The organism is Gluconobacter vitians (assembly GCF_015244565.1).
In the GTDB taxonomy this organism is placed as follows: domain Bacteria; phylum Pseudomonadota; class Alphaproteobacteria; order Acetobacterales; family Acetobacteraceae; genus Gluconobacter; species Gluconobacter vitians.
In genome coordinates, this window is sequence record NZ_JABCQG010000005.1 from 1 (window position 1) to 26,142 (window position 26,142).

Sequence of the window (26,142 nt, forward strand, 5' to 3'; positions counted from 1 at the left end):
CATATCCCTTCCAATTCCATATTCAGTTTTCAAAGACCATCTGCCCCGCCGCTCCAGAACCCCTCGAAGTGAGCCCCGCCGCGTCGGTGAACGGGCTTATACGGGGAGCTCGGAGGGGGGTCAACAGGAAAATTGCATTTTTGTGAAAAAATCAGATTCCGTGGAACTTTCTGAACCAGAGGCAGAACTCTTTCATGCCATCCTCAAAGGAAACCTCGGGCTCCCAGCCGCAAAGTTCCTTTATGTTTTCCAGAGAAGCCCAGGTCGATTCCATATCGGCCGCCGGCCGGGGCCGACATTTCACAACAGCTTTCTGGTTCAGATTGCGCTCCAGCAGCTCGATCATGCGGACAACCTTTTCAGGTTTGTCTCCTCCGAGATTCAGCACGCGGGACGTTCCTGCTTCGGGAGGCCGCCCCAGAATTTTCAGCACGCCTCTGACGATATCATCGATATAGGTGAAATCCCGGGACAGGTTCTTTCCGTCGTAGAGCGTGACCGGACGACCTTCGGAAATCGCTTTGGCAAATCCGTAATACGCCATGTCGGGTCGGCCCCATGGACCGTATACCGTGAAGAACCGCAGACCGGTCTGCGGGATGCCATACAGATAGGCGTAGGACTCCGATGTCAGTTCCGCCGCTCTTTTGGTCACTGCATAGAGGGAGCTGGGCTGATCGACCCGATCCGTTTCACGGAAAGGCGTGCTCCTGTTGCGTCCATAGACAGACGACGATGACGCATAGACGACATGGGTCAGATTTTTCAGATGCCGACATGCTTCGAGGAGCGCGACCTGTCCCATGACGTTGGACGTCACATAGGAATAGGGATCCACCATCGAATGGCGGACACCGGCCTGAGCTGCGAGATGAACTACTGCTTCCAGATCGGGATGCGATTCAGTTAGGCTGTGCATGGCCTGGGGGTCCGCCACGTCCAGCTTCTGGAAGCTGAACGACGGATAAGGTTCGAGCTGCTTTAGTCGCGCGGCTTTCAGGGCCGGGTCGTAATAGTCGTTGAGACTATCGACCCCGATAACATTCATACCCTGTTTGAGAAGGGCTTCAGCAACATGAAACCCGATAAATCCGGCAACCCCGGTGACCAGAACTTTCACAGGGACATCAGTGCTTCAGCGCGGGACTGGTTACGACATCGCCTACACGGATTCCCAGCTTGGCTGTGACCCCGCCTGCCAGTTCAAGCGTATTGGCAACCACGCCATCGCTCCGAAGGATCGCTTCGCTCAGGGGAACGGCATTTTCCGCAATGGCATGAATGTGGTTGGTTGAATCGATAAAGACGATGTCCAGCGGCACAAGGGTATTGCGCATCCACATGTCCGACACCTGAGGGGTCGACCACATGAACAGCATCCCTTCGTTTTCAGGCAGATGCTTGCGGAACATTTCCCCGACTTCCTGCTGTCGGTACGTCTTGGCCAGCTCCACCGTGAACGCATGCTTCTGGCCGTCACGCGTGGTGATGGTCAGACTCTCTGTTGGCAAACGGGCCTGTGCCTGCGTGATTGGCTCTTCCGCCCTTGCAATGCCGGCACTCATTCCAAGCGCCGCCACCAGCGCAAAGCATAAAACTCGCATGATATGACTTTCAGGTCAGGAGATCAGGAAAGGATTGGTCCGACGTTCTTCCCCGATGGTCGTCGGCATTCCGTGCCCACACAAAACGACGGTATCATCGGACAGGCACAGAAGATGTTCGCGGATTCCGTCGATAAGGGCTTGTGAATCACCGTAGGCGAAATCCGTCCGGCCGACCGTTCCCCGGAACAATGTGTCCCCGGCCATGACGCGACGGTTATCATGGTCGATAAAGACAACATGTCCAGGCGTATGACCGGGCACATGGGCCACATACAGATCCTGCCCCAGCAGGTGCAGGACTTCGCCATCTTCCACGAAACGGTCGGGCGTGACGTTGTCCATGCCCGTCAGGCCGAAGGCAGCAGCCTGCTTCGTGATGCTCTGCAGCAGGAAATCATCCCGTCGATCAGGGCCTATGACCGGTACCGTCTGATCCTGACGGGCTTCGAGAGCTTTCTTCAGGGCGGCCGCTCCGCCTGCATGATCCAGATGACCATGCGTCAGAAGGATGGCCTCTACGGTCTGTCCATCCAGATGCTGGAGAACATCCTCAACATCGCCTCCCGGATCGACCACAACGGCACGGTTCTCATCATTGGAGAGAATGGTGCAGTTCTGCCGCAGGGGCGTTACCGGCACCCGCTTTGCATACAAAGGAGTCACAGCTCCCCCTTCCAGACGGTCCGTTATGATGTGGCGATACAGGGTCAGCCCCTGCGGGACAAGTCAAACACGGGATTGAGCCCCCAGATCATTGACCCTCCGTCACAGGACGGTCACTCTCCCCGTTTCCCATCCAGACGAGGTGTCATCATGAGCCGTATCATCCGCACAGAACCCAATGCCATTCTCTCCAAGGCCGTCGAATATCATGGCTTCATCTTCACCCAGGGTGTCGTTGCGGCAGATCTTTCCAAAGGAATCGAAGAACAGACCAAGAGCGTTCTCGATCAGCTCGACGAAATTCTTGAAGTGCACGGTACCGACAAGACCCGGATCCTTCAGGCCCAGATCTGGGTGAAGGATATTGCAGACCGCACTGCCCTGAACACGGTCTGGTCTGCCTGGCTTCCGGAGAACATGGCTCCCGCACGCGCCTGCGTTCAGGCCGTCATGGCGGACCCGAAGATCCTCGTGGAAATCATGCTCACGACGACGAAGTGATCTGAATCAGCCGATTGTGGCGAGATTGCAGCAAACTATGGTGTCAAAAAGATTTTCTCTGGAAATGAAAATTTAACCCACAGGCCTGCATTCTGCTCTTGTCAGGGTTGCAGGAAGGTTGTTACCTCCCTGTAACCCGAACAACACACAACCAATCAGGATCCTAAAGATCGTGAAGCATAAAAGTTGCCGGAAAACCTTTTTCTCTACTCTGGCGCTCTCCGCGATCGCATTCTTTTCGGGACAGGCTCAGGCCCGTCACAGTTCGGGTCATCACGGTCGGACGGTCTTCCATAGTCATCGTACGGCCAGCCATCATCATTCCTATGCTCACGTCATTCAGTGCGTCGCTTACGCCAAGACGGCTTCTGAAGTGGTCCTGCACGGCAATGCCCGTGACTGGTGGTACAATGCTGCTGGCGTCTATGCCCGTGGCTCCGCCCCTCAGCCCGGATCAGTCCTGAATTTCCGCGCAATCCGCCGTATGCCGCTTGGCCACGTTGCCGTCGTGCGCTCGGTGGAAGACAGCCGGACCATTTATATTGACCAGTCGCACTGGGCTTCGAACGGCATTGCACATAACGTACGCGTCGTTGATGTCTCTCCTAATAACGACTGGAGTGCCGTTCGGGTTGCACTCAACGATCGCAGCGGTCGACTGGGCAGCATCTATCCGACCTACGGCTTCATCTATCCGCATTCCGATAATGGTGACCGCAATCCGGCGCCGCAGGTTGTTCTGGCCCGCGCTTCGACCCCCGCAAGCTTCCATCATCGTGCAGTCCTGAGCGGCTCGAATCCGCTGAGCCATCCGATGAGCAACACAGAAGTCGCCGAAGCTCCGGACGATGCCTTCACTTCGGACGCGCCCGACCGCTCGATTCGCTGATCTGACCTAAGGCTGGGGTCAGTCCGGCCGCGACTCCCGATGATAGGGATGGCCAGTATTGATGGCCTGAGCGCGGAAGACCTGCTCGGCGATCAGAACCCTGACCAGCATATGCGGCCAGGTTAATTTCCCCAGAGAAATCACGGAATCGGCCCGCTGGATCACGCTTGAATCCAGCCCTTCCGCACCACCGATCAGAAAATGAATGGGGCGCCCCGATTCCTGCCAGCGGGACAGCATCTCCGCCAGCCGCAGGCTGTCCGGTGTCTTGCCACCTTCATCCAGCGCCACGATCAGGGCATTGTCAGGACAGGCCTCCAGAAGAACCGCAGCGTCCTTGCGCTTCTGCTCCTGGACGCTGCCTTTTGACGGCGCGAGTTCCGTCACCGTCAAAGCGGGCCTGATCCGGCCCGCATAACGTTCGAACAGTTCGCGCTCCGGCCCGGCTTTGAGCCGGCCGATTGCGACCAGTTTCATTCAGTCCTGCTCTTCGTCCTGTCCGACAGCAACTTCGTCTTCGCTGCCATCCAGATCGGTGCCCCACATCCGCTCCAGCCCGTAAAGCTCGCGGCTTTCCGGCTTGAAGAGATGCACAACAACATCGCCGGCATCGATCAGGACCCAGTCGCTGCCATTCGCGCCTTCGATCAGGATACGCTTGATGCCGATCTCATTGAGCTTCTTTTCGATGTGATGCGCCATCGCGGAAATCTGACGGTCGGCAAGACCGGTCGCAATAACCATGCGATCAGCAAAATTCGCGCGGCCGACCAGGTCCAGCACAACGATGTCTTCACCCTTGTCTTCGTCCAGACTCGTGGTGATGACCGTCAGCATGCTGGTCAGAAGATCCGGCTGCACGGCTTCGCGCTTGACGGCCGTTTTCTTCGGTCCGGCAACTGCGGCCTTCTTGCGAGCCGTTCCCGGCACCTTGGCAGCCTCGGCCAGTGCCGCATCGGGGGAGCTGGTTTTCCGGCGCACAGGCTTTTTGGCCTGCGATTCGGGAGAGGTCGTCTTGGTGATGGTTTTTACTCCTGATCGGAATCCGGACGAAACTGGCCGGACTCACGCAACGCTGTAGCCGATATATCGTTCTGCGGCGCAGAAAGGAACGTCCATGCGTTGCCTTTTCGCTCCGCAAGCATGGGAGATTCGCGCGAAGGCCGTCTCTGATGCCGCAAAACGGACGCCGCAGCCCCCCGCAGGGCTGGCGAAACACTGCCTGGACGGGGGAGCACAGCGATGGGTACCATCGCAGCCAACTGCCGCCAGCGTTTCCAGTGCGACAATTGCGCCAAGCCGTCCGCACCCATCAGCCACACGAAGCGCACATGCGGGAAACGCTGCTTCAGCAATCCGACCGTTTTTACGGTGAAGCGCTGCCCAAGCCGCGATTCGATATCCGTTGCAACGATTCGCCGTCCGTCTGCAATCCGCTCCGCAGAAGCAACACGCACCCTGAACGGTGCCATGCCTTTGCGCGGCTTGAGCGGATTTCCTGGCGAGACCATGAGCCACACCTGATCCAGTCGCAGAGCCCGCAAAGCCCGTCGCGCCAGCATGAGATGACCTGCATGCGCCGGATTGAAAGACCCGCCCAGCAGACCGATCCGCATGTTCCGGCCATCACCAGACGTCGGGATACTGATCAGCCCCGCACCTGCCCGGTGCCGATCACTTCGTACCGGTAGCATGTCAGCTGCTCGAGCCCCACTGGACCGCGCGCGTGCATCCGTCCTGTCGCAATGCCGATTTCCGCACCGAATCCGAACTCCCCACCGTCACAGAACTGCGTGGACGCATTCCACATCACCACCGCACTGTCCGTCCCGTTGAGGAACTCCGCCGCGGCTTCGGGATCTTCGGCGATAATGGCCTCGGTATGCGAACTTCCGTGCCGCGCGATGTGATCCAGAGCATCCTCAATTCCGTACACCACGGCAACCGAAAGCACGGCGTCCAGCCATTCCATATCGAAATCATCAGCCGAAGCTGCCGCCAGCGTCGGCACGATCGCACGCGCCCGGTCATCTGCCCGGAACGTACATCCCTTCGCAGCCAGATCTTCAACAAGCAAGGGCAGCAGAGTTGGTGCAATCGTCGCATCGATCAGCAGCGTCTCCGTCGCACCGCAGATCCCCGTCCGCCGCATCTTCGCATCCAGCAGCACTTTCCGTGCCATGGCCGGATCAGCACTCGCATGGATGTAGGTGTGATTCAGACCGTCCGCATGCGCCAGAACAGGAACCCGGGCCTCGCGCTGCACGCGCTCCACAAGGGACTTGCCACCACGCGGAATGATCAGATCAATCTTTCCCGCAGCCTGTAGCATCGCCCCGACCAGAGCCCGGTCAGCGGATGGCAGGATCTGCACACAGGCCTCATCCAGCCCGGCTGCCCGCAATCCGTCTTCCATCGCCGCCTGAATGGCACGCGCCGAATGCAGGCTTTCCCCGCCACCGCGCAAAATCACCGCATTGCCGGACTTGATGCACAGCGCGGCGGCATCGGCACCAACATTGGGCCGGCTTTCATAGATCATGCCGATCACGCCAAGCGGCGTCGCCACCCGGCGGAAATGCAGCCCGTTCGGCCTGTCCCATTCCGCCAAAACGCGCCCAACCGGATCCGGCAGACCTGCCACGTCTTCCAGACCGTGCGCCATCGCCTCGACCCGCTCCGGCGTCAGCGTCAGACGGTCCCGGAACGCGGCGTTCCGGTCTTCGGAAAGCGCTGCCAGATCCTTTTGATTGGCGGCCACGATCTCATCCGATCGGGCCCTCAGCGCTTTCGCAGCTTCGGAGAGGGCATGATTGCGGGTTTCCGCGCTCGCCCGCGCCAGACTCCGGCTGGCCCGGCGAGCATGCTCCGCCAGACCGTCCAGAATGTGCCCTGCCTCAGACATTGAACCGGAACAGCAGGACGTCACCATCCTGCACCACGTATTCCTTGCCTTCGATCCGCAGCTTTCCGGCTTCCTTGGCCCCAGCCTCACCATTACAGGCGACGTAATCATCAAAAGCTACGGTTTCGCAGGCAATGAACCCGCGCTCGAAATCGTTATGAATGACGGCAGCGGCCTGCGGTGCTTTGGTGCCAGCCGTAATCGTCCAGGCGCGGGATTCCTTCGGTCCGACCGTAAAATATGTCCGCAGGCCCAGCAGCTTGTAGCCAGCCGCGATGACGCGATCCAACCCGCTATCTGTCAGACCCAGCCCTTCAAGAAACTCCGTCCGGTCTTCCTGCGGCAGCTGGCTGACTTCTGCCTCAATGGCAGCCGAAACCACGACAACACCTGCGCCCTCGGCTTCGGCCCGCTTGCGCACGGCTTCCGAAAAGGCGTTTCCGGTCGCGGCCGAACCTTCCTCGACATTGCAGACATACAGAACGGGCTTCGTGGTCAGAAGCTGAAGGCGGGAGGCCTCTGCTTCCTGCCCCTTGGGAACCGCCGTCCGGGCTGGCTTGCCATCACGCAACGCTGCCAGCAGCGGCTCCATCAGTTCAAGCTGTGCCTGAGCCTCACGATCGTTGCCACGGGCCCGCTTCTGCAGACCGACCTGGCGCTTCTCCAGGCTCTCCAGATCCGCCAGCATCAGTTCCGTCTCGATGATGTCCGCATCCCGAACCGGATCGACCCCACCTTCGACATGCGTGATGTCGTCGTCTTCGAAGCAGCGCAGAACGTGCACAATGGCATCGACTTCACGGATATTGGCCAGAAACTGGTTGCCCAGACCTTCACCCTTGGACGCGCCACGGACCAGCCCCGCGATATCCACGAATTCAAGGCTGGTCGGGACCTTGCGGATGGACTTGCCGATCCGTGCCAGCTCATCCAGTCGTGGATCCGGCACAGCCACACGGCCCGTATTCGGCTCGATGGTGCAGAACGGGTAATTCGCAGCCTGTGCCGCCGCTGTTTCCGTCAGGGCATTGAACAGCGTGGACTTGCCGACATTGGGCAGACCAACGATGCCGCAATTGAAACCCATTCGTGCTCTCCATCATCATTGAAGACCGTCCAGACGCGAACGATCCGTTCCAGAAAATTCCGTTGCCCTGTGTTCGCAGAAACCGGAGAGGCTCACAACCACCTGCCCTCATGAAACAGGCTTTTCAGCCCATGATTCCTGCGTGATTCTGCCAGCTTTCTCGTTGAGGAGCTATTACAGCCGCAAGGCCTTCAGGCAGCCAGCAACGCGACCTTCGTCATGAAAGCTTCGTGTTCTTTCTTCGCCAGAAGGGGTGCCGCATCGGCGATGGCCTCAAGCCACCGTTCCAGCTCCGGCTCTTCCGCCTTGGCGAAATTGCCCAGAACATGCCCGGTCACACGGTCCTTGTGGCCCGGATGACCGATCCCCATCCGCACACGCCAGTAATCCGGCCCCGGCAGACATTTATCCATGGAGCGCAGACCATTATGCCCGGCGGCACCACCGCCACGCTTGATGCGCAGCTTGCCGAAAGCAAGGTCGAGTTCGTCGTGGAATACGGTGATATCGTCCTGCGCAATCTTGAAGAACTGCGCGGCTTGCTGAACGCTGTCGCCTGACCGGTTCATATACGTCATCGGCTTGAGGAGCAGGATCTTCTGCCCCCCGATGACGCCTTCGGAGGTCTCCCCCCGGAAACGCTTGCGCCACGGTGAGAAACCGTGGCGCCTGGCGATCTCGTCGACCGCCATAAAGCCGATATTGTGTCGATGACGGCTCATCCCCGGCTCGGGGTTGCCGAGACCGGTCCAGAGCCTCATCGATTACTTCTTCTTTGCGCCGGGCTTTGCAGCAGCGGCTTCGGCTTCAGCAGCAGCCTTGGCAGCAGCTTCGGCTTCCATTTCGGCATCGATCGTCGGTGCAGCGATGGAGGCGATGACCATGTCAGCAGCCTGGCCGCTTCCCAGAACAACGCCCTCGGTGCCCTTGAGGTCCGTCCAGCGCACGTTGTCGTGGATGTCCAGGCCGCTCAGATCTGCCGTGAAGTGTTCCGGAATGTTGGCCGGATCAGCCTGCACGTCGATGTAGTGACGGACGACGTTCAGCACGCCACCGCGCTTGATGCCCGGGGACTTCTCTTCGCCAACGAAAGCGATGGAGACTTCGACGTGCACCTTGGTGCCGGCAGCAACGCGCTGGAAGTCAACATGGATCGGAGCATCGGTGACCGGGTGCAGCTGCACGTCACGGATCAGGGCTGCAACCGGCTCTGCGCCTTCGGCAGCCAGGTTGTACACGCGGGAGGACCAGCCACCGCGATGCAGTTCCTTCATGATCACGCGCGGATCAAGTGCGATGATGGAGGGTTCCTGCTTGCCACCGTAGATCACGGCCGGCACGAGGCCCTCACGTCTCGTTGCGCGCGCTGCCCCCTTACCAGCCTTCGCACGCGTCGAGACAGCAAGTGTCGTCAAATTAGCCACTGTTACGCTCCTGCGTATTGAATTTCACTCAACACAGACCTCCAGGGGTGCCTGTGCGAGGCGCGGAGTAGCGGAAAACCGCCACCGGCACAACCATTTTCGGACTCTGCCCCTCTGGACCAGCCCGTCTGCAGGCCGCTACGTTTGCGTTTCATTTCCACAGTTTCCGGCAGATCCCCCACCCGATGAGCATCGCCGCCCGCATCGAACGCCTGCCCTTTACCCGCTTTCACTGGAAACTCCTGTTCCTCGGCGGCCTCGGCTACACGTTCGACGGCCTCGATTCCGCAATCGTGGCCTTCGCGCTCCCGATGCTGAAAAGCCAGTGGCACCTGAGCGGCCCGGAACTCGGCCTGCTCGGCAGCGCCACTTACTTGGGCTACGGGCTCGGCGCCCTGCTCTCCGGCTGGTGGGGAGACCGCTCCGGCCGCCGCCGCGTCATGATGAGCGCCCTAGCCATCTACGCCATAGGCTCCCTGCTCTCCGCCGGATCGTCTTCCTTCGCGGGCTTTTTCCTGTACCGCCTCCTCTCCGGAATCGGCGCCGGTGCGGAAGCCACCATCATCGCGCCTTATCTCAGCGAATTCGTCGCCGCCCGCTATCGCGGCGCATTCACGGCTGCCCTCACGGGATTCTATTCCTTCGGCTATGTCACCGCCGCCATCATGGGTTTCATGCTCGTGCCCGCCATGGCGGATGGCTGGCGCTGGGCGCTAGCGCTCACGGGCTTCCCGGTCCTGATGCTTTTGTGGTGGCGCCGCGCCCTGCCCGAATCCCCCCGCTGGCTCGACGAGCGTGGCCAGACCGCCGAAGCCTGCCGCATTGTCGGCGACATCGAGGAAAGCGCAGGCCTTGCCATCGGCCTGACCACCACGACCGATCGCGGTGCGCCGAGCATCCGTCTGGTGCGGGATCTCTTCGCTCCAAACCTGCGCCGCTCCACCTTCATGAGCTGGGCCATGTGGCTGGCCATCACCTTCAGCTTCTACGCGTTCTTCACCTGGATCCCGACCCTGATGATCGAGCGTGGCATGACCGTCACCCGCAGCTTCGGTTATGCAATTTCAATCTATTTTGCCCAGCTTCCCGGCTATGCCTCCGCCGCCTTCCTTACCGATCGTCTGGGACGGCGCAGAACGGTGGCGCTGTTCATGGTTGCCGGAGCCATCAGCGCCATCGGCATGGCGACGAGCCAGACACCGACCGAAGTTCTGATCTTTGGCATCCTGCTGTCCTTCTTCATGAACGGCACTTTCGGCGGCATTTACGCCTACACACCTGAACTCTTTCCGACGTCCCTGCGCGCCCGTGGCATGGGGCTCGCCTCTGCCATCGCACGTCTGGGCGCCATCGCATCGCCCATCCTGGTCGGCTGGCTCTACCCGCTTGCCGGTTTCCCCGGCGTCTTCGGCCTCACGACCCTGATCCTGCTGTCGGGCGCCACCGTCACGCTCGTCTTCGGACCCAGAACAGAAAAACGCCCGCTCGATGACGAGCAGGCGTTTGCACGACCTTAAATCCTCAGGGGCAAGCCTTCAGATCATCGGCACCCCACCATTGACCGCCAGAAGCGCGCCCGTGGTGTAGCTGTTCATCGGATCGGCAAAATAGACATAGGCCCCTGCCAGTTCAGCCGGCTGCCCCGGACGGCCCAGCGGCACATCCGAGCCCAGATGTTCCTGTTCTTCCTCGGGCATTCCGGTGGCGATGAACGGCGTCCAGATTGGCCCCGGCATCACAGCATTAACCCGGATTCCCCGCCCGGCGAGCTGCTGCGCCATGCTGGACGTGAAATTCGCAATCGCCGCTTTTGTCATGGAATACGGCACCAGCAGTTCCGGCGCCGTCTTCAGATTGACCGAAGACGTGTTGATGATAGAGGCGCCAGCCTGAAGATGCGGCAGGGCTGCCTTCGTCAGATGGAACAGCGCATCCGTATTCGTCGCGAAATGGCGCTTCCATTCGTCGTCGGAAATCTCTTCCAGCTTTGCGCGTGCCTTCTGGAAAGCTGCGTTGTTCACCAGCACGTCAAGACGACCGAACGTCTCGACGGTCCTGCTGATCATCTCACGACAATGCGCCCCATCACGGATGTCTCCCGGCAACAGCAGACAGTTCCGCCCTTCGGCCTTGATCTGTTCCCCGATATCGCGTGCATCATCCGCTTCCGTTTCCAGATACGAAATCGCGACATCCGCGCCTTCACGGGCAAATGCCAGCGCGACCGCGCGTCCAATTCCGGAATCGCCACCGGTAATGAGCGTCGCAAGTCCCTCAAGTTTTCCCGAGCCCTTGTAGGTCTCCTCCCCGTAATCGGGTTTCGGATGCATCTTTTCCGAAAGGCCAGGGAATTTCTGCGTCTGCCCCCTGAAAGGCGGGCGCGGATACCGGGTGCGAGGATCAGCAGGCATGAAAAAGCTCCTCAGGTCGTCAAAAGACAGAGTCCAGCCTTAACGGCGCGTCTTCTTCCCCGGTTCAGAAATTTTCCCGGATTTATTTCCGGAACATTTGCCGCTGCACACACTTTCTAGGGGCACGGCTTTCCAGCAGGAAAGACACTTCCTCACCACACTGTCCGGACATTCGCATGTCCGGAACCCACACGGCAGAGGCGCACTTCACATGAGCACGGACAAACGCACGACCGTCACGATTGGTGACCAGACCTTCGAACGTGGCCCGCAGGGCGCCACCCATCAGGTGGCCAAGGGCGATACACCGACCCTGACCACCCAGCAGGGTCTGGCTGTCTCCGACGACCAGAACACCGAGAAGGCTGGCGCACGTGGTCCGGCGCTTCTGGAAGATTTCCATTTCCGCGAAAAGATCTTCCACTTCGATCACGAGCGTATTCCCGAACGTGTCGTCCACGCCCGTGGTTATGGCGCGCATGGTTTCTTCGAACTGACGGATTCCCTGGCCGATTACACGACGGCCAAGGTTCTCGGCAAGAAAGGTACGCGTGTCCCGGCCTTCGTCCGGTTCTCGACCGTCGCCGGTGCCCGCGGCTCCTTTGACATCGCCCGTGACGTACGCGGCTTTGCCGTGAAGCTTTATACCGAAGAAGGCAACTGGGACCTTGTTGGCAACAACATTCCCGTCTTCTTCATTCAGGACGCCATCAAGTTCCCGGACATGGTTCATGCCGTGAAGGAAGAGCCCGATAGCGGCTTCCCGCAGGCTCAGTCCGCCCATGACAATTTCTGGGACTTCGCGTCGCTGTCGCCCGAGACCGTCCACATGCTCATGTGGATCATGTCCGACCGCGCCATTCCGCGCTCCTTCCGCTTCATGGAAGGATTCGGCGTTCATACGTTCCGCCTCGTCAATGCCGAGGGCAAATCCACCTATGTGAAGTTCCACTGGAAGCCAAAGCAGGGCCTGCAATCCGTCGTGTGGAACGAAGCCGTCAAGATCAACGGCGCCGATCCGGACTTCCATCGCCGCGACTTGTGGGAATCCATCAATTCCGGTGACTTCCCGGAATGGGAACTCGGCGTGCAGCTCTTCGATGACGAGTTTGCCGACAAGTTCGACTTCGACATTCTGGACGCCACCAAGCTGATCCCGGAAGAACTCATCCCCGTCCGCCGCATTGGCCGTCTTGTGCTGAACCGTACGGTGGACAATTTCTTCGCGGAAACCGAGCAGGTCGCCTTCTGCACCCAGAATGTCGTTCCGGGCATCGCCTTCACCAACGATCCGCTTCTGCAGGGCCGGAACTTCTCGTATCTGGACACCCAGACCAAGCGCCTCGGCGGCCCAAACTTTACCCATATCCCCATAAACGCGCCGAAATGCCCGTTCCATAACTTCCAGCAGGACGGCCACATGGCCATGCACAACCCGAAAGGCCGTGCAAACTACGAACCCAACTCCTGGGGCATGGGACCGCGTGAAAACCCGCAGACCGGCTACAAGCCCTATGCAGAGGAAGTGAACGGCCGAAAGACCCGTGAACGCGGCGAACTGTTCGCCGACCACTATAGTCAGGCCCGCCAGTTCTACACGAGCCAGACTCCGACCGAGCAGACGCATATCAAGAATGCCTTCGTCTTCGAGCTCAGCAAGTGCCTCACCCCGGCCATCCGTGCCCGCGTCGTCGCCCATCTGCTGAACGTCGATGAAAAGCTCGCCAAGGGCGTGGCTGAAGGCCTGCGTCTGGAAAAGATGCCAGCTCCTGCCCCGGCTGCCCGCACGCCGCTGACGGATCTGCCGGCTTCGAACCCGCTCAGCATCCTCAAGAACGGCCCCAAGACGTTCACGGGACGCAAGCTGGGTGTGCTCGTCACCGATGGCACGGATGCGGACCTGCTCGCAGCCCTGATGAAGGCCGCGGAAGCGGAAGGCACGATTGTCGAACTGGTCGCCCCGGCAGTTGGTGGCGTGAAAACGACAGACGGCAAGCTCGTCCCGGCTGGTCAGAAGATCGTTGGCGCACCTTCAGTCCTGTATGATGCGGTCGTACTGATTCCATCCGCAGCGGGGGCAAAGCTCCTGACCGGCGAAGCCACAGCACGCGACTTCGTGGCCGACGCTTTCGCCCATGCGAAGTTCATCGGCTACGGCCCAGACGCCAAACCGCTTCTCGCCAAGGGTGGCATCACGCCGGAAGACATGGATGACGGCATCATCCCGCTTGAGGCCCCCAGCGACCTCAAGACCTTCATCACCCTGTGCCGCAAACTGCGCTTCTGGGACCGGGAAGCCAGAACCCACGCTGTCTGAGACAGGACAGGGGCCGGAGACATTCTCCGGCCCTTTTTTATATCTGCCCCTCCCCGCGCCACATTCCGAACGGAATCATGCCTGACTTCCATTACAGAAGCGTTCCGCTTTTGCAGGATGGGATTTCAGGGTGCAGACAACATCAGACGCGCAGCGCAATCCGGGGATCGACCTGCTCAGAGGATTATCCATCATCCTCGTCCTCATCCATCACCTCGCCCTGCGCATCCCCCTGATGCAGACCGGCCTCTCGGCCGTTTTTCCCGCCATGCTGCTGAAAGCCCTGAACTGGGATGGCGGCAAGGGCGTGAAGATTTTCTTCGTCATTTCAGGCTTCCTGATCACCGACCACACACTACGCCGATGGGGCAGCCTGGGCGGCATCAACGCCATCGCCTTTTCAGCGCGCCGGGCCTGCCGCATCCTGCCATGCCTGCTGGTCCTGCTCGGAATTCTCGCGGCTCTCAATCTCGCAGGCACGCCCGACTTCCTTTTCCATCACGAAAACTAGACCCTGCCCGGCGCCATCTTCGCAGCGCTGTTCATGCATCTGAACCTCTACGAAGCCCGAACGAACTATCTTCCCCCCAACTGGGATGTGCTGTGGTCCCTTTCGGTCGAGGAACTGTTTTATGCGGCCTTCCCGATCCTCTGCCTGTTGGGCGGACGCGTTCCCAAACTGCCTGGCCTCGTTTTCGCGCTGCTTGCCCTATCCAGCCCTTTCGCGGAATGGCAGATCCGGAACGCATCGGACATCTGGCAGGATGAAGCCTATGGCCCGGGTATTTCCGCCATCGCCATGGGCGTCTGCGCAGCCCTTCTGGCGCACCGGATGACCCCGTCCCTTTTTGCAAGACTCACGCCCTGGCTTGGCTGGGCCGGAAGTCTTGGCGTCGGTCTCTATCTAATCGACGGCCATGTCGTATGGCTGACCCTCGGCTACGCAACACCGCTGTTCTTCACAGCCTCATGCGCTGCCCTGCTCCTTGCCTTCTACAACGGATGGGGCAAGGCCGCCGGAAGCCGGTTTCTGGCATGGCCTCGCCAGTGGGACCGGCTGAGTTATGAAATCTACCTCAGCCACATGTTTGTCGTCATGCCGATGGTCCATCTGTTCAAGGCCACCGGAGAAAACTGGACGCTCGGCTGGGTCTGGTTCATCCCGACCCTCGGCCTGTCCTTCTGCCTTGGCGTCCTCGTGGACCGCTTTCTTTCACGCCCCGCCGATCGCTGGCTGCTCGAAAAATCCGGCCCGCGCCGTCCTCAGCCCAGCGGGCGGATCGCCGAGATCTGATGGCCGATATGTCCACCACCCGCGAGCGTGCGCCGACGGTGGCTGAAAAACCGTGGGTCCGTCAGCGTATCCACACCAAGGATCTGCACGGTCCGGACGCCGACCTGTTCCAGCCGGAAGCCGCAATAGCCCGGCAGATCGAACAGGAAATGCCCCTCGCGCGGCGCTGAACGGAAGAAAAGCTCTCCCTCGGTTCCATGAGCCAGAACAGCATCCCGCATGTCCGGTCCGACTTCATAGCTTGTCGGTGAAATACACGGCCCGACAACAGCACTGATTCCCGTAGCACCCAGCGCCACCATCTGCGCGACTACGGATTCCAGAATCCCGCCCACAGCGCCACGCCAGCCCGCATGGGCCGCTCCGACGATCCGCCCATCCTCGGAAGAGAGCAGCACAGGCCCACAATCCGCCGTAATGACGCCCACGCCGATCTCCGGCCGGTCCGTCACAAGCGCATCCCCTGCCTGCCCGGTTCCAGCCACCCAGAGCGGCGTTTCAGCCGTCACAGGCACGGTAATATCACTATGCGTCTGCTTCAGACCCAGCAGATGATCCGGCGCTACCCCGATCGCCCGCGCCACCCGCGCCCGGTTCTCCGCCACATTCGCCGGATCATCCTGCGAGGACAGCGAGCAGTTCAGGCTGTCATACGGTGTCGGCGAAACGCCCCCAAGCCGCGTGAAAAACCCGTGCGGAACCTTGAGCACTGATCCCGTCAGCACAGCCTCAGACATGCGCCGAAACCTGAGCCGGACGACGCATCGCGTAAACCATGAGCCCCATCCCCGCGAGGGCCATCGGAATGCACAGCAACTGCCCCATCGTGGTGCCACCGGACAGGAAGCCGATATTCGCATCCGGCTGCCGGAAGAACTCGCAGAAACTCCGGGCACAGGCATAGCCGAACAGGAACAGACCTGACAGAAACCCGAACCGCTCGCGAACCTGCGGACGGCTGGCGGCAAACAGCATCACGCACAACAGGAGGACACCCTCGGTCAGGGCTTCGTAAAGCTCGGACGGATGCCGCGGAATCGGCCCGCCCGTCGGGAAGATCATCGCCCAGGGCAGATCCGGAGACGCCGGACGCCCCCACAACTCCCCGTTCACGAAATTCGCACAACGTCCCAGACCCAGCCCGATCGGCACAACCGGCACGATCCGGTCCGCAAAGGCTAGAAAGCTGAGCCGCGTCTTCCAGCTGAAATAGGCCAGCGCCAGAATGACGCCCAGCGCACCGCCATGGAATGACATCCCGCCGTCCCAGGTCTTGAAGATCTCGAGCGGGTGCGACAGGTAATCCATCGGCCGGTAAAACAGCACATAGCCCAGCCGTCCCCCCAGAAGCACACCGAGAATGGCGTAGAACAGGAAGTCATCCACCTGCTCGTTCGTCGCCACTTCCGGCGTCAGACGGTTCAGTCGCCGCGCAATTGGCAGCGCGATGATGAACGACACCATATAGGCGAGCGCATACCAGCGCACCGCCAGCGGACCGATATGGAAGGCAACCGGATCGAAATCCGGAAAGATCAGGGGATGGCTCAAGGAATCGGTTCTCAGAGATTAGGGTGAGGCTGGGAGAGATACTCGCGCACATACTGCCCGATACCGTCTTCAAGAGACGTAAACGGCGCATCATATCCCGCAGCGCGAAGGCGGCTCATATCCGCACAGGTGAAGGACTGGTACTGCCCGCGCAGTTTCTCGGGCATGTCCACGAACTCCACATCCCGCGCCCGCTTCGCCGCATCGCAGACCGCATGTGCCAGATCGAGATAGCTTCGCGCCACGCCGGTTCCACAGTTGAACAGTCCGCTGACGTCCGGATGATCGAACAGCCATAGCATGATGTTCACCACGTCCCCGACCCAGATGAAGTCCCGCTTCTGCTGCCCATCGGCAAGCCCCGGCACGTCCGAGCGGAACAGCTTTGCCGCATGGCCCTGCACGACCTCGTCATACTTGACCTTCACCACTGAAATCATCGACCCCTTGTGATACTCGTTCGGCCCGTAGACGTTGAAAAACTTGAGCCCGGCCCATTGCGGTGGCACGGGCGCACCGGCTTCGATTTCACGCTTTACCCACAGATCGAAGGCCTGCTTGGACCAGCCATACAGGTTCAGCGGCCGCAGCCCATCGATGTTCTCCAGCCCATCGCGAAACATCTCCGGCCGGTCCGCAGCGCCATAGGTCGCGGCGGAGGAGGCGTAAATCATCCGCACGCCCCGCGCCGCACACCACCGCCACAGTGTCTGTGACAGGTCCACATTGCTCGACCAGACCAGATCGCCGTCCCGTGCCGTGGTGGCGCTGATCGCCCCCATATGGAACACGGCTTCGACATCAGGCTCCGATGCGAGGAAACCCTCAAGCGCGTCAGGCGTGATGATGCGATCCGGCGCATGGGACGCCAGGTTACGCCACTTCACCCCGTCCCTGAGTCGGTCAACCACAACCGTCCGCAGGCCCCGGCGACGCAGGGCTGCATGAAGGCACGAACCAATGAATCCGGCCCCGCCGGTGACGATAATCATCCTTCCTGTATAGTCTGCCCCCGATAACGATCCAAGCGACGCGCCCGACATGACACGCCGCAGAACAGCAGGAACCTCATCATGGCTGACAGACCCCGCTTTTTCGACGACCTCGCAGGCCTTGCCGGTAACGCCTTTTCCGCAGTGACCGGCGCCCGCGAAGAGCTTCACGCCATTGTCCGCACCCGCGTAGACGAAATCCTCAACAGCCTCGACCTCGTCCGCCGTGACGAATTCGACGCCGTGCAGGAAATGGCCACCCGCGCCCGCATGGCACAGGACGCCACCGAACAGCGTCTGGCCGAAATCGAATCGCGTCTCTCCGCTGTCGAGGAACTTGCAACCGAAGAAAAGGGCGGTCCGCAGGGCTGATCTGCAACAGTCAAAGGCCCGGTGTGGATTTTGCAAAGCGTAACGCTTGCACACGGGGCAAAGGGTCCATAACGTGATTGATGCCGGGAGCGGATTTTCCACTTCCGGCCGCAGACATCTGGAGCGCCGCACCGGCGCCAGGCCGGTGCCAGGCTCCACGGCCTTGGGAGACCCGCCATGCCTGCCCTGAGCACCTCACTCACCACGGAAACAGAATCCCATCCGCTCGACCTGATGGAACAGGTCATGGGCCTCTATGAATGGGAGTTCGAACGGCTCGGCCCGTCCGAAATGGCCGCCCAGGCCCCCGGACAGTGGTGCGACTATTCGCTGTATTTCACATGGTCCGACGAACTCTCGGCCCTGCATCTCAACTGCATTCTGGACCTGCGCTCGCCTGCCAAGCGCCGTCCAGCCATCCATGAACTCGTTTCCCTGGCCAATAACCGCCTGTGGATCGGCCATTTCGCCGTCGATCCCGACACCGGTACCCCTTCTTACCGACATACGCTGCTGATGCGTGGCGTGCAGACCCTTCCCGGCGAAAGCATGGAAGACCTCGTGGACATTGCCATGTCCGAATGCGAGCGCTTCTATCCCGCCTTCCAGTTCGCACTCTGGGGCGGAAAATCACCGCAGGACGCCATAGACGCCGCAATGCTCGACTGCGCAGGAGACGCCTGACCGTGCCATCCGTCCCTTCGGTTCTTCTCGCAGGGTGCGGAAAGATGGGAGGCGCGCTGTTTGACGGCTGGCTCGCCTCCCCCACACCGCCCCGGCTCGTCGTTCTCGACCGACACCGAACCTGCTCGGGCGACGCCGTCAGCGTCGTCCGTACGGCTGCCGAAATTCCCGCTGATTTCCAGCCCGACATCATCGTTCTTGCGGTCAAACCAGCCGTAGCCGAGATCGTGATTGATGCGATCGGCAAGGCTCTAGGGGCCCGCATGAACAACGCCGCCATTCTTTCCGTCATGGCCGGGCGGACCTGCAAATCCCTTGCAGACGCCGCCCGGCTGAACGGCGCGGACGTTCCGGTCCTCCGTGCCATGCCGAACACCCCTTCCGCCATCGGCGCCGGGATCAGCGGTCTCTATGCCTCGGACATGGCCACGGCAGAACAGAAGACCATCTGTCATGATCTGCTGTTTGCCGTCGGGGACGTCGTTCCGGTGGAGAAGGAAGCCGATCTGTCCGTTGTCACGGCCATTTCCGGCTCAGGCCCGGCCTATGTCTTCCTTCTGGCCGAACTTCTCGAAAAGGCCGGTCAGCAGCACGGCCTGTCCCCTACCGTCGCGCGCCGTCTGGCCCGTGGAACGATCTACGGCGCCGGCCGCATGCTTGATGACATGCCTGACAGCGCGGAAGACCTTCGCAAGGCCGTCACTAGCCCCAACGGCACCACAGCCGCGGCTCTGGCGGTCCTTATGAAATCCGATGCCTGGCCGGAGACTGTTCCAAAAGCTATTGACGCTGCGACAAAACGGGCCGACGAACTCGCAGGCTGACAGTTTCTTTATGGGAGAGAGCTTGTCGGCGAACGTCAATGCTCCCACCATAGACCAGTAGCTTTCGACAGGAGACCCGTATGGACGGACGGCAGGACCCCTTTGATTCGGACGATATGGCACTGAGCGGCCCGCCGGACATGGCGCAGGAAGCCTTCGACGCCGCCCTCCTCCAGTCTGCCCTGTCGCTTGCCGGAAGCGAGGGATGGCACCGCTTCTCCCTCGTGGATGCGGCCCGCGAAGCCGGGCTCCCCGTCGAGACCGTGCGCAAGCGCTATCCCGTCAAAGCGCTTCTCCTGCTCCAGCTGGGCCGTCTGGCCGATGCCAGCGCCCTGCGGGACGACGGTGACGGCGGCACGCTGCGCGAATATCTCTTCGACCTGATCATGCGCCGCTTCGATATTTTTCAGGAATATCGTGAAGGCGTCCGGGCCGTTCTGCAGGCCGTGCCCTATGATCCTGCCCTTGCTGCTTTTCTGGCCGGAACCACCCTTGATTCCATGAAATGGCTGGCGGAAGCCGCAGGGATCGACTGCACGGGCTTTGGCGGCGTAATGCGCATCAATGCGCTGGCTGCAGTCTGGGCGCATGCCATGCGGGCCTGGGAAAAGGACGAAAGCCCCGACCTTGCTGCGACCATGGCAGCTCTCGATACCGCACTGGACCGTGCCGAGCGTTACGGGATTCTCAAGCCTTCCGCCCGGTGCAAGATGAACGAGGCCCTGAACAATACCGGCCTGCCCGATCACGATCTGGAACTGGAATCCTGACTTCGGACTTTACGAAGGCCTCCGGTTCAGATTAGAAGGCCCAGAGCCTGCGCTTCTGGGAAGCGCAGCGATTGGGGTGTAGCCAAGCGGTAAGGCAGCGGATTTTGATTCCGCCATGCGGAGGTTCGAATCCTCCCACCCCAGCCAACTCCTCTACTTAAATCATTAAAAATATTGAGAATTTTTGGGCCTCATGAAGGTCTTGTGTAGAAAATCCTACACGATTCTTTTCCACCTGAGAGCTTCAAATACTCCATCGTGCCGACGGGACGTACCATTTCAGACGCCACCTTAGCCGAGGCCATCCGCACGACGGACAACGCAAAAACGGTGCTGGCAGGTCTCGGAATCAGCGTGAACGGCACCGGGAAAGAGGCGGTCGTGAGCCTCGCCGTTGGCTCAATCCAACTCTCCCGTGCGTTTGAAGGCTCAATATGGGCAGGTGAAGCGTGGCATCGCGCTGCCCAGCGTTGCCCCGGTGCGGAAAAGGGCGGGACCGCCCGGATTGCCGGAAGAGTCTGCAAAGTCCTGACCGTCCCGGTGGCCGCTTTCATGGGGGAGGCATAACCACTTCTTACCCGACATACTGCGACCCTGTGTCTTGCGACCCGGACACGGGTTCGAATCCCGTAGGCGACACCAGAACCATCAATCCCCAAATCCATCAGCCCTCCTCCCCTACGTGGGGGAAGATTTGACAGTCGGGAAGGATTCAACCTTCGGGAATGACACTACTTGCGGGATTGAGCACCTGTGCCAGGACTGGACCTTCCGGCGGACCGCACCCAGAAGTTCATCCAGATGGGGGATGTATTTCCTCGAGAAGGTTATGTTGAGCGCATAGTCATAGAACTTTTTGCCTTCATCCTTCTCCCATAAGGGCATGATGTGAGAGCAGAAGCCTAGACCTCTGCCCATGGGGGAGAGGCAGTGAATCGTGGTCCTGTGGCCATTACTGTCCTTCACATAAAGGTTGCCGGGACTAACTTCATAGGATTCCCAGCCATCTGACCTCGGGCCGTCATGCTTTGAATATCCGTATTTAATAAAACGCCTGAACATTTCTTCGTCAGAGACGTTGTTCAGTTCTTTGTATTGGAGCGCAACATCCACAAGCCCCGAGTTCTCATACGGATTGATATAACCGCTCGACTTTCGGGCTCCATCTTCCCTGAAAGGGGCCAGTGAAGGATACACCATCCTCAGCATCATCAGAGCCATCTCTGTGTTGCCGACACGCCCGCCCAGACCCGCGCCGTATCCTGGTGGAATGACGAAGCAGTCATCGCCGATGAAGACCTTGTGGGACATTGTCGTCTCATCGACATACTCCTTGTGAACCCCCCAGGCGACAGTGAGACACAGAGCGGTGAAACCGACCCCGGCGGTCAGGGCAATCTTTTTCAGCAAGGCCACATTCAAACACCTGATAATATCACTGCTTGGATAACATGGCTCTGAAAGCCGGTCTCCTACCGCAGGACAAAGGTTCAACTCTCATCAACCACGCAAACCGAAGGCAGGCTTCCTTTTCCAGTGCTTTCTTGAGCATCGGTCAGCCATCCACCTGCTGTTGACGGGCCCGCTCAACTTTCGTCGGGCGGCGGGGGACGCGGGCAAAACCACCCGCCATGTCGTCATCAAGCCACCTGTCGAGATCTGCTGGCCTTTACAGAACCATGCGACCAATCCGACTGCCGACGAAATGCAACTTGCTCCACGAATGAAGGCCTTCCGCCCAACCCCAGCCAACTCCCTTCAGACAGCCTGCTTCAGTCCCGGACTGGCCTTGAACCTCACGGTACGCCCGGCGGAAACTTCCACAGGTTCGCCCGTACGCGGATTGACGGCCTGCCGCGCTTTGGTTTCACAGACCGTAAAGGTTCCGAAGGATGGTAGGGTAAAGCCACCCTCTTCCCGCAGCTCCTCGATAATGGCCTCGATCATGTCATTGACGGCCTTTTGGGCAACAACTCCTGTACAGTTCATCGAATCTTGAAGAACTGCGGCAAGAAAAGCTTTGCTCATGAATAAAACTCCGGATTTACTCAGTGCAGGTCGCATCTTGCCGGTACAGAAATGCCGCTAATGCGAACCGAAGGGCGGAGCATCTATCTCCTTGGGATGTCTCTGTCTTTCCTATAGAACCGCTCCGGAAACAACCGTATATCACGAATTTAACGTTTCTTTCTTAAACAGGACCGCCCGTGTCAGCTTCTGTCTGCCTATTTGCATATTACAGCACAGAAACGAAAATCCCTCATCACACACGTCATCTGCTCCGCCAGATTGCCTCCTGCGGCTTCACGATCCACATCGCCGCCTCGGGTCTTTCGGAGACAGCTGCCCAGTCGCTCAGAAACGATCTCGCAGAAGGTCCCGCCCCTGTTGCCGCGACAGTCCATCCGCGTCCCAATGCCGGACTGGACTTTGGAGCATGGCAGTTCCTGCTTTCTCTGGGATGCGACCGCAACGCTTCCGAAATCCTGTTCGCCAATGACAGCGTTTTCGGCCCTCTCCTTCCACTACGGCCGATCGTGGAGCGGATGCGGGACAAGGAACTTCAGGTCTGGGGCATGGTCCGCTCGGAAGCGGTAGTGTCCCATCTGCAATCCTGGTTCCTGTGCATGACCCGGGACGCTCTTGACCATCCGGCCATCCAGCGCATCTTCAGCCAACCCTTCACTGAAATGAGCAAGGACGAAATCGTCCTGCATGGCGAGCTTGGTCTTGGGCTAGCCATCACGGCCGCCGGTCTTTCGTCGGGCGCGGCCTGGAGCAATCCCCGCGGCCTTGCACGCCTTCTGGCTCTCAATCCCATGCACACCGACTGGCGCACGGTCCTGCGCTCCGGACATGCTCCCTTCATCAAGACCGAACTGCTGCGCGACAATCCCAGCGGGATTGCGTCCACCCATCTGTGGAGACAGGAGATCCCGGACCCGGCATTCTTCAATCCAGACTGGATCGCGGCCTATCTGGCTTCAACACCGCCACGCAGCCGCGCCAAACGTGCAGGCTTTCGGGCCAGAGTTGTGCAGGCCCTTGCAAGCGAAGACCGACAGCATGCGCTCACGGCCCTGCTCCTTGGCCGCTAGACCTCCCGCCCGCAGGCCTGCTTCAGGAACTGATAAAGTTCGTCTGCCTGCGTGTCATATGTCGCCAGACAGTCCTTTCGGGGATTGATATAACCGTCGAAACGCCCGGGCATATCCAGAAGCGCGGAGATAACTTCCGCCAGCGTTTGCGCCTTTCCATCCAGCGGCAGACAGGTTCCGTTCACCCCATCCACCACGTCTTCGGACTGACCGCCAGGCGACGTCGTGACAACCCAGACATCCCGCGCCAGCGCCTCACGTACTGTCAGCCCGTAGCTTTCCTTCCATTGCGATGGAAAAAGCAGCACGTCGATCTGGTCATAGAAATCGTCCAGTTCCACCTGCGTATAAGCCGGTACAACCCGAAGCCGTCCACGGACCGACCAGTCTTCCGGAAAAATCGACTGAAAGCCGAGATTGAGCTTGTTATCGACCAGCACAAGCTCCCAGTCACTCCGCGACAGGGACTGCATGGCCTCTTTCAGCAGATCATATCCTTTAACGGCTTCGGTCCCCCCGACGAATCCGAACCGCAATGGTGACCCGGCAATCCGCGCCCGACGGGAACGCTCCGGCCAGCGGAATCCATTCCGGTTGACCACGATACGGTCGGGAGAAATGCCATTGGCAAGATAGAGATCCCGATGCGCCTGTGAGGGGCTGATGAGAAGCGCCGCTCCTTCCAGAGCCTGCCGCATCACGACATCCCGATCCCGAAGATGGCGCGCACCCGGGACACAGACTTGACAGACCGAAAGGTCGATAGTCGTCTGAAAACAGTAACGCCCATCAGCACGGACCATGAACTGCCGCTCGCACAGCCACCAAGCATCATGAAGCGTCAGGACATACGGAATCCCTTTCTCCTGACAAACTCTCAACAGACCTGTTCCGAGTCCCTGTGCCGCATGAACATGCACCACATCCGGTCGAAACGCTTCCAGCACCTCCGAAAACCGGGAAGCCATCGCCGGATTGTCCAACTGCCCCAGACCGCCCTGATCATCGGGCAGCACAGAAGCAAAGACCGTCATGCCGTCCACATCGTAGCGGATGTCGCCGTCAGGAATATCCGCCACAGACGGCCGGGACGTCATAACGCCAACCTGTGCCCCTTTGCGAACCAGCCGGCGCCCCATTTCTTCGGCAACAATCGTCGCTCCCCCGAACGAGCGAGGGGCAAAATAGACATTCGCCATCAGAATTTTCAGGGCTGGCTCTGACCGGTTCGCCGGAACGCCAAACAGGGCACGGGCCTGAGTCTGTGCCATGGCTTCCGGAGCATACCGCGCTATCACATCCGCATACGCGGCATCGGCCAGCCGCTTGCGATAGCCGTCATCCCGCGCCAAAGACAGAAACCCGTTTCGCCACGCTTCCGCATCCGCAGCGAGAAGACCGTTTTTTCCATCACGCATGATGGTCAGAAAGGCCGCACAGGGAGAACAGATGGCAGCAACCCGGACTACAGCCGCTTCAAGAAACTTGATGTTGCTCTTGCAGTCGTTAAACAACGTCCGCTCCAGCGGCGCAATCGCAATATCCGTCTGCGACAGGGCCCGCAGATAGTCCGGATATGACAGCTCTGTCAGACGCTCAACCCGGTCTCCGAAACGGCTGAAAGCCGAAGAGAGCTGCAACTGCCCGATCACCTTCAGGCACAGCCGAGGCTCCTCAGCCATCGCCGCCAGCAAACCCGCCTCGGCCTGTCTGAAATCGGCATCATGGGTGTTCGTCCCTGATCCATAGGACACCCAGATCCGGTCCGCTCCCTGATGCACAGGAAGCGACGAGGCGACCCTGAGCGTCTCTACATCCAGGGCATTTTCAAGGACAGCTACATCACTCAGACCCGCATCGCGCATTGCGTCTGCAAGAGCCTGAGTCGAGGCAATTCCACGCCCACAGGCCAGCATGCACCGACGGAAGAGCACCACGCCCGACATCAGAAGGTCACGTTCCGTCGCAGGGAGCGTCTCAATATTCCCGTTCTGTCGATATTCGTCCTCATCAAAAATGAGGTCGTCCACCTCCCAGCGCGGTGCCAACTTCAGCCGGTGCGCTTCTGCCACCAGCTTCAGAACATCATCGAAACCTGGAACCCGATAAAAAATGACATGAGTGCAAAGCTGCAGGGCTGACATGGCTTCGGCAATGTCGCGCCAGTCCACGACCTGAACTGACCAACCCAGCGCTGTTAAGAAATCCCGTTTCTGCCAGACGCGATATTTGGCACATTGCCGAAGACTGAGCTCGGCGATGATCAGAATCTTTGGATTCAGTCCATCCGTTACAGGGCTGACAGTTCTGTAAGGATGATCCTGACCCGTTTCGCCCTGCGGGCCCGACAGACCAGAACGCGTCCGTCGCAACCGACGAAAACGGTGAATGGCAGTCTTCCTGATGCCCGCAAGACCATCCCGCCCCCAGAGCCGCAGGAAACGCTCCGGCAATTCGCGTACAGGCCGTCCCGAAAGCAGCTTGCCCAGCATCAGGGCCCGAACTGCCCGCAGAGGAACCGTCACACGCCAGGATAAGGAGGTCTGGATCAGGGAAAGCTGACGCAGAAGCTTCTGGTTTTCCCTTTGCAACTCCTCGGCTCTCAAGCCATTCAGCCGGGCTGCACTTCGGTAACTGTCGGTCAGGGTATCGCGCGGGTCATCCCGCATTCTGTCTGGCTTTCACAAAAATAAAAAAAACTGACGTAGAAACACGAAAGGCCGGACCCTTGCGGATCCGGCCCTCCTGAACAT

The 26,142-nt window shown here is 59.9% G+C and carries 27 protein-coding genes, 2 tRNA genes and 1 pseudogene; 13 read left to right on the forward strand and 17 right to left on the reverse strand.

Features of this window, described 5'->3' with window-relative positions; all coding sequences use genetic code 11:
- Positions 1 to 151 precede the first annotated feature (151 nt).
- From HKD24_RS05100 to HKD24_RS05110, 3 genes are read right to left on the reverse strand one after another with little or no spacing between them, the layout of a single operon-like run.
- Positions 152 to 1,120 (reverse strand): NAD-dependent epimerase/dehydratase family protein, encoded by a 969-nt coding sequence (locus tag HKD24_RS05100; RefSeq protein ID WP_194259310.1) that lies wholly within the window; start codon positions 1,118 to 1,120, stop codon positions 152 to 154.
- Between the two features lie 7 nt (positions 1,121 to 1,127).
- Positions 1,128 to 1,565: a DUF192 domain-containing protein gene (locus HKD24_RS05105; RefSeq protein WP_407646354.1), complete on the reverse strand. Its 438-nt coding sequence runs from the start codon at positions 1,563 to 1,565 to the stop codon at positions 1,128 to 1,130.
- A gap of 54 nt (positions 1,566 to 1,619) precedes the next feature.
- Entirely contained in the window at positions 1,620 to 2,270 is a 651-nt protein-coding gene (locus HKD24_RS05110) for an MBL fold metallo-hydrolase (protein WP_322783281.1), read from the reverse strand.
- Positions 2,271 to 2,420: 150 nt separating this feature from the next.
- Here HKD24_RS05110 and HKD24_RS05115 point away from each other — a divergent pair, with 150 nt between their 5' ends.
- Together HKD24_RS05115 and HKD24_RS05120 are read left to right on the forward strand one after the other, a co-directional pair.
- Positions 2,421 to 2,771, forward strand: a complete 351-nt coding sequence (locus HKD24_RS05115; protein WP_011252711.1) for a RidA family protein — start codon at positions 2,421 to 2,423, stop codon at positions 2,769 to 2,771.
- Positions 2,772 to 2,943: 172 nt separating this feature from the next.
- Entirely contained in the window at positions 2,944 to 3,660 is a 717-nt protein-coding gene (locus tag HKD24_RS05120) for a CHAP domain-containing protein (RefSeq protein WP_194259312.1), read from the forward strand.
- Positions 3,661 to 3,678: 18 nt separating this feature from the next.
- Here HKD24_RS05120 and HKD24_RS05125 read toward each other — a convergent pair whose 3' ends face one another.
- The 7 genes from HKD24_RS05125 to HKD24_RS05155 all read right to left on the reverse strand — a co-directional run bounded on the left by HKD24_RS05125 (position 3,679) and on the right by HKD24_RS05155 (position 9,076).
- Positions 3,679 to 4,137: a 23S rRNA (pseudouridine(1915)-N(3))-methyltransferase RlmH gene (locus HKD24_RS05125; protein WP_194259313.1), complete on the reverse strand. Its 459-nt coding sequence runs from the start codon at positions 4,135 to 4,137 to the stop codon at positions 3,679 to 3,681.
- Positions 4,138 to 4,590: a ribosome silencing factor gene (gene rsfS / locus HKD24_RS05130; protein WP_024717179.1), complete on the reverse strand. Its 453-nt coding sequence runs from the start codon at positions 4,588 to 4,590 to the stop codon at positions 4,138 to 4,140. It lies immediately after the preceding gene.
- A 98-nt stretch (positions 4,591 to 4,688) separates the two neighbouring features.
- Entirely contained in the window at positions 4,689 to 5,276 is a 588-nt protein-coding gene (locus HKD24_RS05135) for a nicotinate-nucleotide adenylyltransferase (RefSeq protein ID WP_194259460.1), read from the reverse strand.
- A 32-nt stretch (positions 5,277 to 5,308) separates the two neighbouring features.
- Positions 5,309 to 6,565: a glutamate-5-semialdehyde dehydrogenase gene (locus HKD24_RS05140; RefSeq protein WP_228124187.1), complete on the reverse strand. Its 1,257-nt coding sequence runs from the start codon at positions 6,563 to 6,565 to the stop codon at positions 5,309 to 5,311.
- The gene (gene ychF / locus HKD24_RS05145) at positions 6,558 to 7,652 is read right to left on the reverse strand and encodes a redox-regulated ATPase YchF (protein WP_041111581.1); all 1,095 of its coding nucleotides are present in this window, start codon (positions 7,650 to 7,652) and stop codon (positions 6,558 to 6,560) included. Before ychF ends, HKD24_RS05140 begins: the two co-directional genes overlap by 8 nt.
- 191 nt (positions 7,653 to 7,843) lie before the next feature.
- Complete coding sequence (pth, locus tag HKD24_RS05150; RefSeq protein WP_011252701.1) at positions 7,844 to 8,413, reverse strand: aminoacyl-tRNA hydrolase; 570 nt, start codon at positions 8,411 to 8,413, stop codon at positions 7,844 to 7,846.
- Positions 8,414 to 8,416: 3 nt separating this feature from the next.
- On the reverse strand, positions 8,417 to 9,076 hold the full coding sequence (locus HKD24_RS05155) for a 50S ribosomal protein L25/general stress protein Ctc (protein ID WP_194259315.1): 660 nt from the start codon (positions 9,074 to 9,076) through the stop codon (positions 8,417 to 8,419).
- Positions 9,077 to 9,261: 185 nt separating this feature from the next.
- Between HKD24_RS05155 and HKD24_RS05160 the strand changes: the two genes are divergently transcribed.
- Positions 9,262 to 10,593: an MFS transporter gene (locus HKD24_RS05160; protein WP_194259316.1), complete on the forward strand. Its 1,332-nt coding sequence runs from the start codon at positions 9,262 to 9,264 to the stop codon at positions 10,591 to 10,593.
- Positions 10,594 to 10,611: 18 nt separating this feature from the next.
- On the opposite strand, the gene HKD24_RS05165 is transcribed toward HKD24_RS05160, so the two are convergent.
- Entirely contained in the window at positions 10,612 to 11,487 is an 876-nt protein-coding gene (locus HKD24_RS05165; RefSeq protein ID WP_194259317.1) for an SDR family oxidoreductase, read from the reverse strand.
- 211 nt (positions 11,488 to 11,698) lie between these two features.
- Here HKD24_RS05165 and HKD24_RS05170 point away from each other — a divergent pair, with 211 nt between their 5' ends.
- Positions 11,699 to 13,804 (forward strand): catalase, encoded by a 2,106-nt coding sequence (locus HKD24_RS05170; protein ID WP_194259318.1) that lies wholly within the window; start codon positions 11,699 to 11,701, stop codon positions 13,802 to 13,804.
- 130 nt (positions 13,805 to 13,934) lie between these two features.
- Positions 13,935 to 15,098: pseudogene (locus HKD24_RS15560) on the forward strand (acyltransferase family protein).
- Here the strand turns inward: HKD24_RS15560 and pgeF are convergent.
- The 3 genes from pgeF to rfaD are packed head-to-tail and all read right to left on the reverse strand — an operon-like array spanning position 15,068 to position 17,641.
- Positions 15,068 to 15,835, reverse strand: a complete 768-nt coding sequence (gene pgeF / locus HKD24_RS05180; RefSeq protein ID WP_194259319.1) for a peptidoglycan editing factor PgeF — start codon at positions 15,833 to 15,835, stop codon at positions 15,068 to 15,070. The pseudogene HKD24_RS15560 and the gene pgeF sit on opposite strands and share 31 nt — an antisense overlap.
- On the reverse strand, positions 15,828 to 16,649 hold the full coding sequence (gene lgt, locus HKD24_RS05185; protein ID WP_194259320.1) for a prolipoprotein diacylglyceryl transferase: 822 nt from the start codon (positions 16,647 to 16,649) through the stop codon (positions 15,828 to 15,830). The genes pgeF and lgt overlap by 8 nt, the downstream gene beginning before the upstream one ends.
- Before the next feature lie 11 nt (positions 16,650 to 16,660).
- On the reverse strand, positions 16,661 to 17,641 hold the full coding sequence (gene rfaD, locus HKD24_RS05190; protein ID WP_194259321.1) for an ADP-glyceromanno-heptose 6-epimerase: 981 nt from the start codon (positions 17,639 to 17,641) through the stop codon (positions 16,661 to 16,663).
- Between the two features lie 81 nt (positions 17,642 to 17,722).
- Between rfaD and HKD24_RS05195 the strand changes: the two genes are divergently transcribed.
- The 7 genes from HKD24_RS05195 to HKD24_RS05225 all read left to right on the forward strand — a co-directional run bounded on the left by HKD24_RS05195 (position 17,723) and on the right by HKD24_RS05225 (position 20,933).
- Entirely contained in the window at positions 17,723 to 18,013 is a 291-nt protein-coding gene (locus tag HKD24_RS05195; protein WP_011252692.1) for an accessory factor UbiK family protein, read from the forward strand.
- Positions 18,014 to 18,190: 177 nt separating this feature from the next.
- Positions 18,191 to 18,697, forward strand: coding sequence for a type III secretion system chaperone family protein (locus HKD24_RS05200; RefSeq protein ID WP_062500804.1), 507 nt, complete (start codon positions 18,191 to 18,193; stop codon positions 18,695 to 18,697).
- Positions 18,698 to 18,699: 2 nt separating this feature from the next.
- Entirely contained in the window at positions 18,700 to 19,521 is an 822-nt protein-coding gene (gene proC / locus HKD24_RS05205; RefSeq protein WP_194259322.1) for a pyrroline-5-carboxylate reductase, read from the forward strand.
- Between the two features lie 80 nt (positions 19,522 to 19,601).
- Complete coding sequence (locus HKD24_RS05210; RefSeq protein ID WP_194259323.1) at positions 19,602 to 20,291, forward strand: TetR family transcriptional regulator; 690 nt, start codon at positions 19,602 to 19,604, stop codon at positions 20,289 to 20,291.
- 72 nt (positions 20,292 to 20,363) lie between these two features.
- Positions 20,364 to 20,438: transfer RNA gene (locus HKD24_RS05215), tRNA-Gln, on the forward strand.
- A gap of 111 nt (positions 20,439 to 20,549) precedes the next feature.
- Positions 20,550 to 20,858, forward strand: a complete 309-nt coding sequence (locus tag HKD24_RS05220) for a hypothetical protein (RefSeq protein ID WP_194259324.1) — start codon at positions 20,550 to 20,552, stop codon at positions 20,856 to 20,858.
- Positions 20,835 to 20,933 (forward strand) — tRNA-OTHER (locus tag HKD24_RS05225). The genes HKD24_RS05220 and HKD24_RS05225 overlap by 24 nt, the downstream gene beginning before the upstream one ends.
- Before the next feature lie 36 nt (positions 20,934 to 20,969).
- Here the strand turns inward: HKD24_RS05225 and HKD24_RS05230 are convergent.
- On the reverse strand, positions 20,970 to 21,602 hold the full coding sequence (locus tag HKD24_RS05230) for a hypothetical protein (protein ID WP_194259325.1): 633 nt from the start codon (positions 21,600 to 21,602) through the stop codon (positions 20,970 to 20,972).
- A gap of 447 nt (positions 21,603 to 22,049) precedes the next feature.
- Entirely contained in the window at positions 22,050 to 22,319 is a 270-nt protein-coding gene (locus tag HKD24_RS05235; protein ID WP_194259326.1) for an HU family DNA-binding protein, read from the reverse strand.
- Positions 22,320 to 22,498: 179 nt separating this feature from the next.
- On the opposite strand from HKD24_RS05235, the gene HKD24_RS05240 reads away from it, so the two are divergent.
- Positions 22,499 to 23,389, forward strand: a complete 891-nt coding sequence (locus HKD24_RS05240) for a rhamnan synthesis F family protein (protein ID WP_194259327.1) — start codon at positions 22,499 to 22,501, stop codon at positions 23,387 to 23,389.
- Here HKD24_RS05240 and HKD24_RS05245 read toward each other — a convergent pair.
- Positions 23,386 to 26,058 (reverse strand): glycosyltransferase, encoded by a 2,673-nt coding sequence (locus HKD24_RS05245; RefSeq protein WP_194259328.1) that lies wholly within the window; start codon positions 26,056 to 26,058, stop codon positions 23,386 to 23,388. The genes HKD24_RS05240 and HKD24_RS05245 overlap by 4 nt on opposite strands.
- Positions 26,059 to 26,142 lie beyond the last annotated feature (84 nt).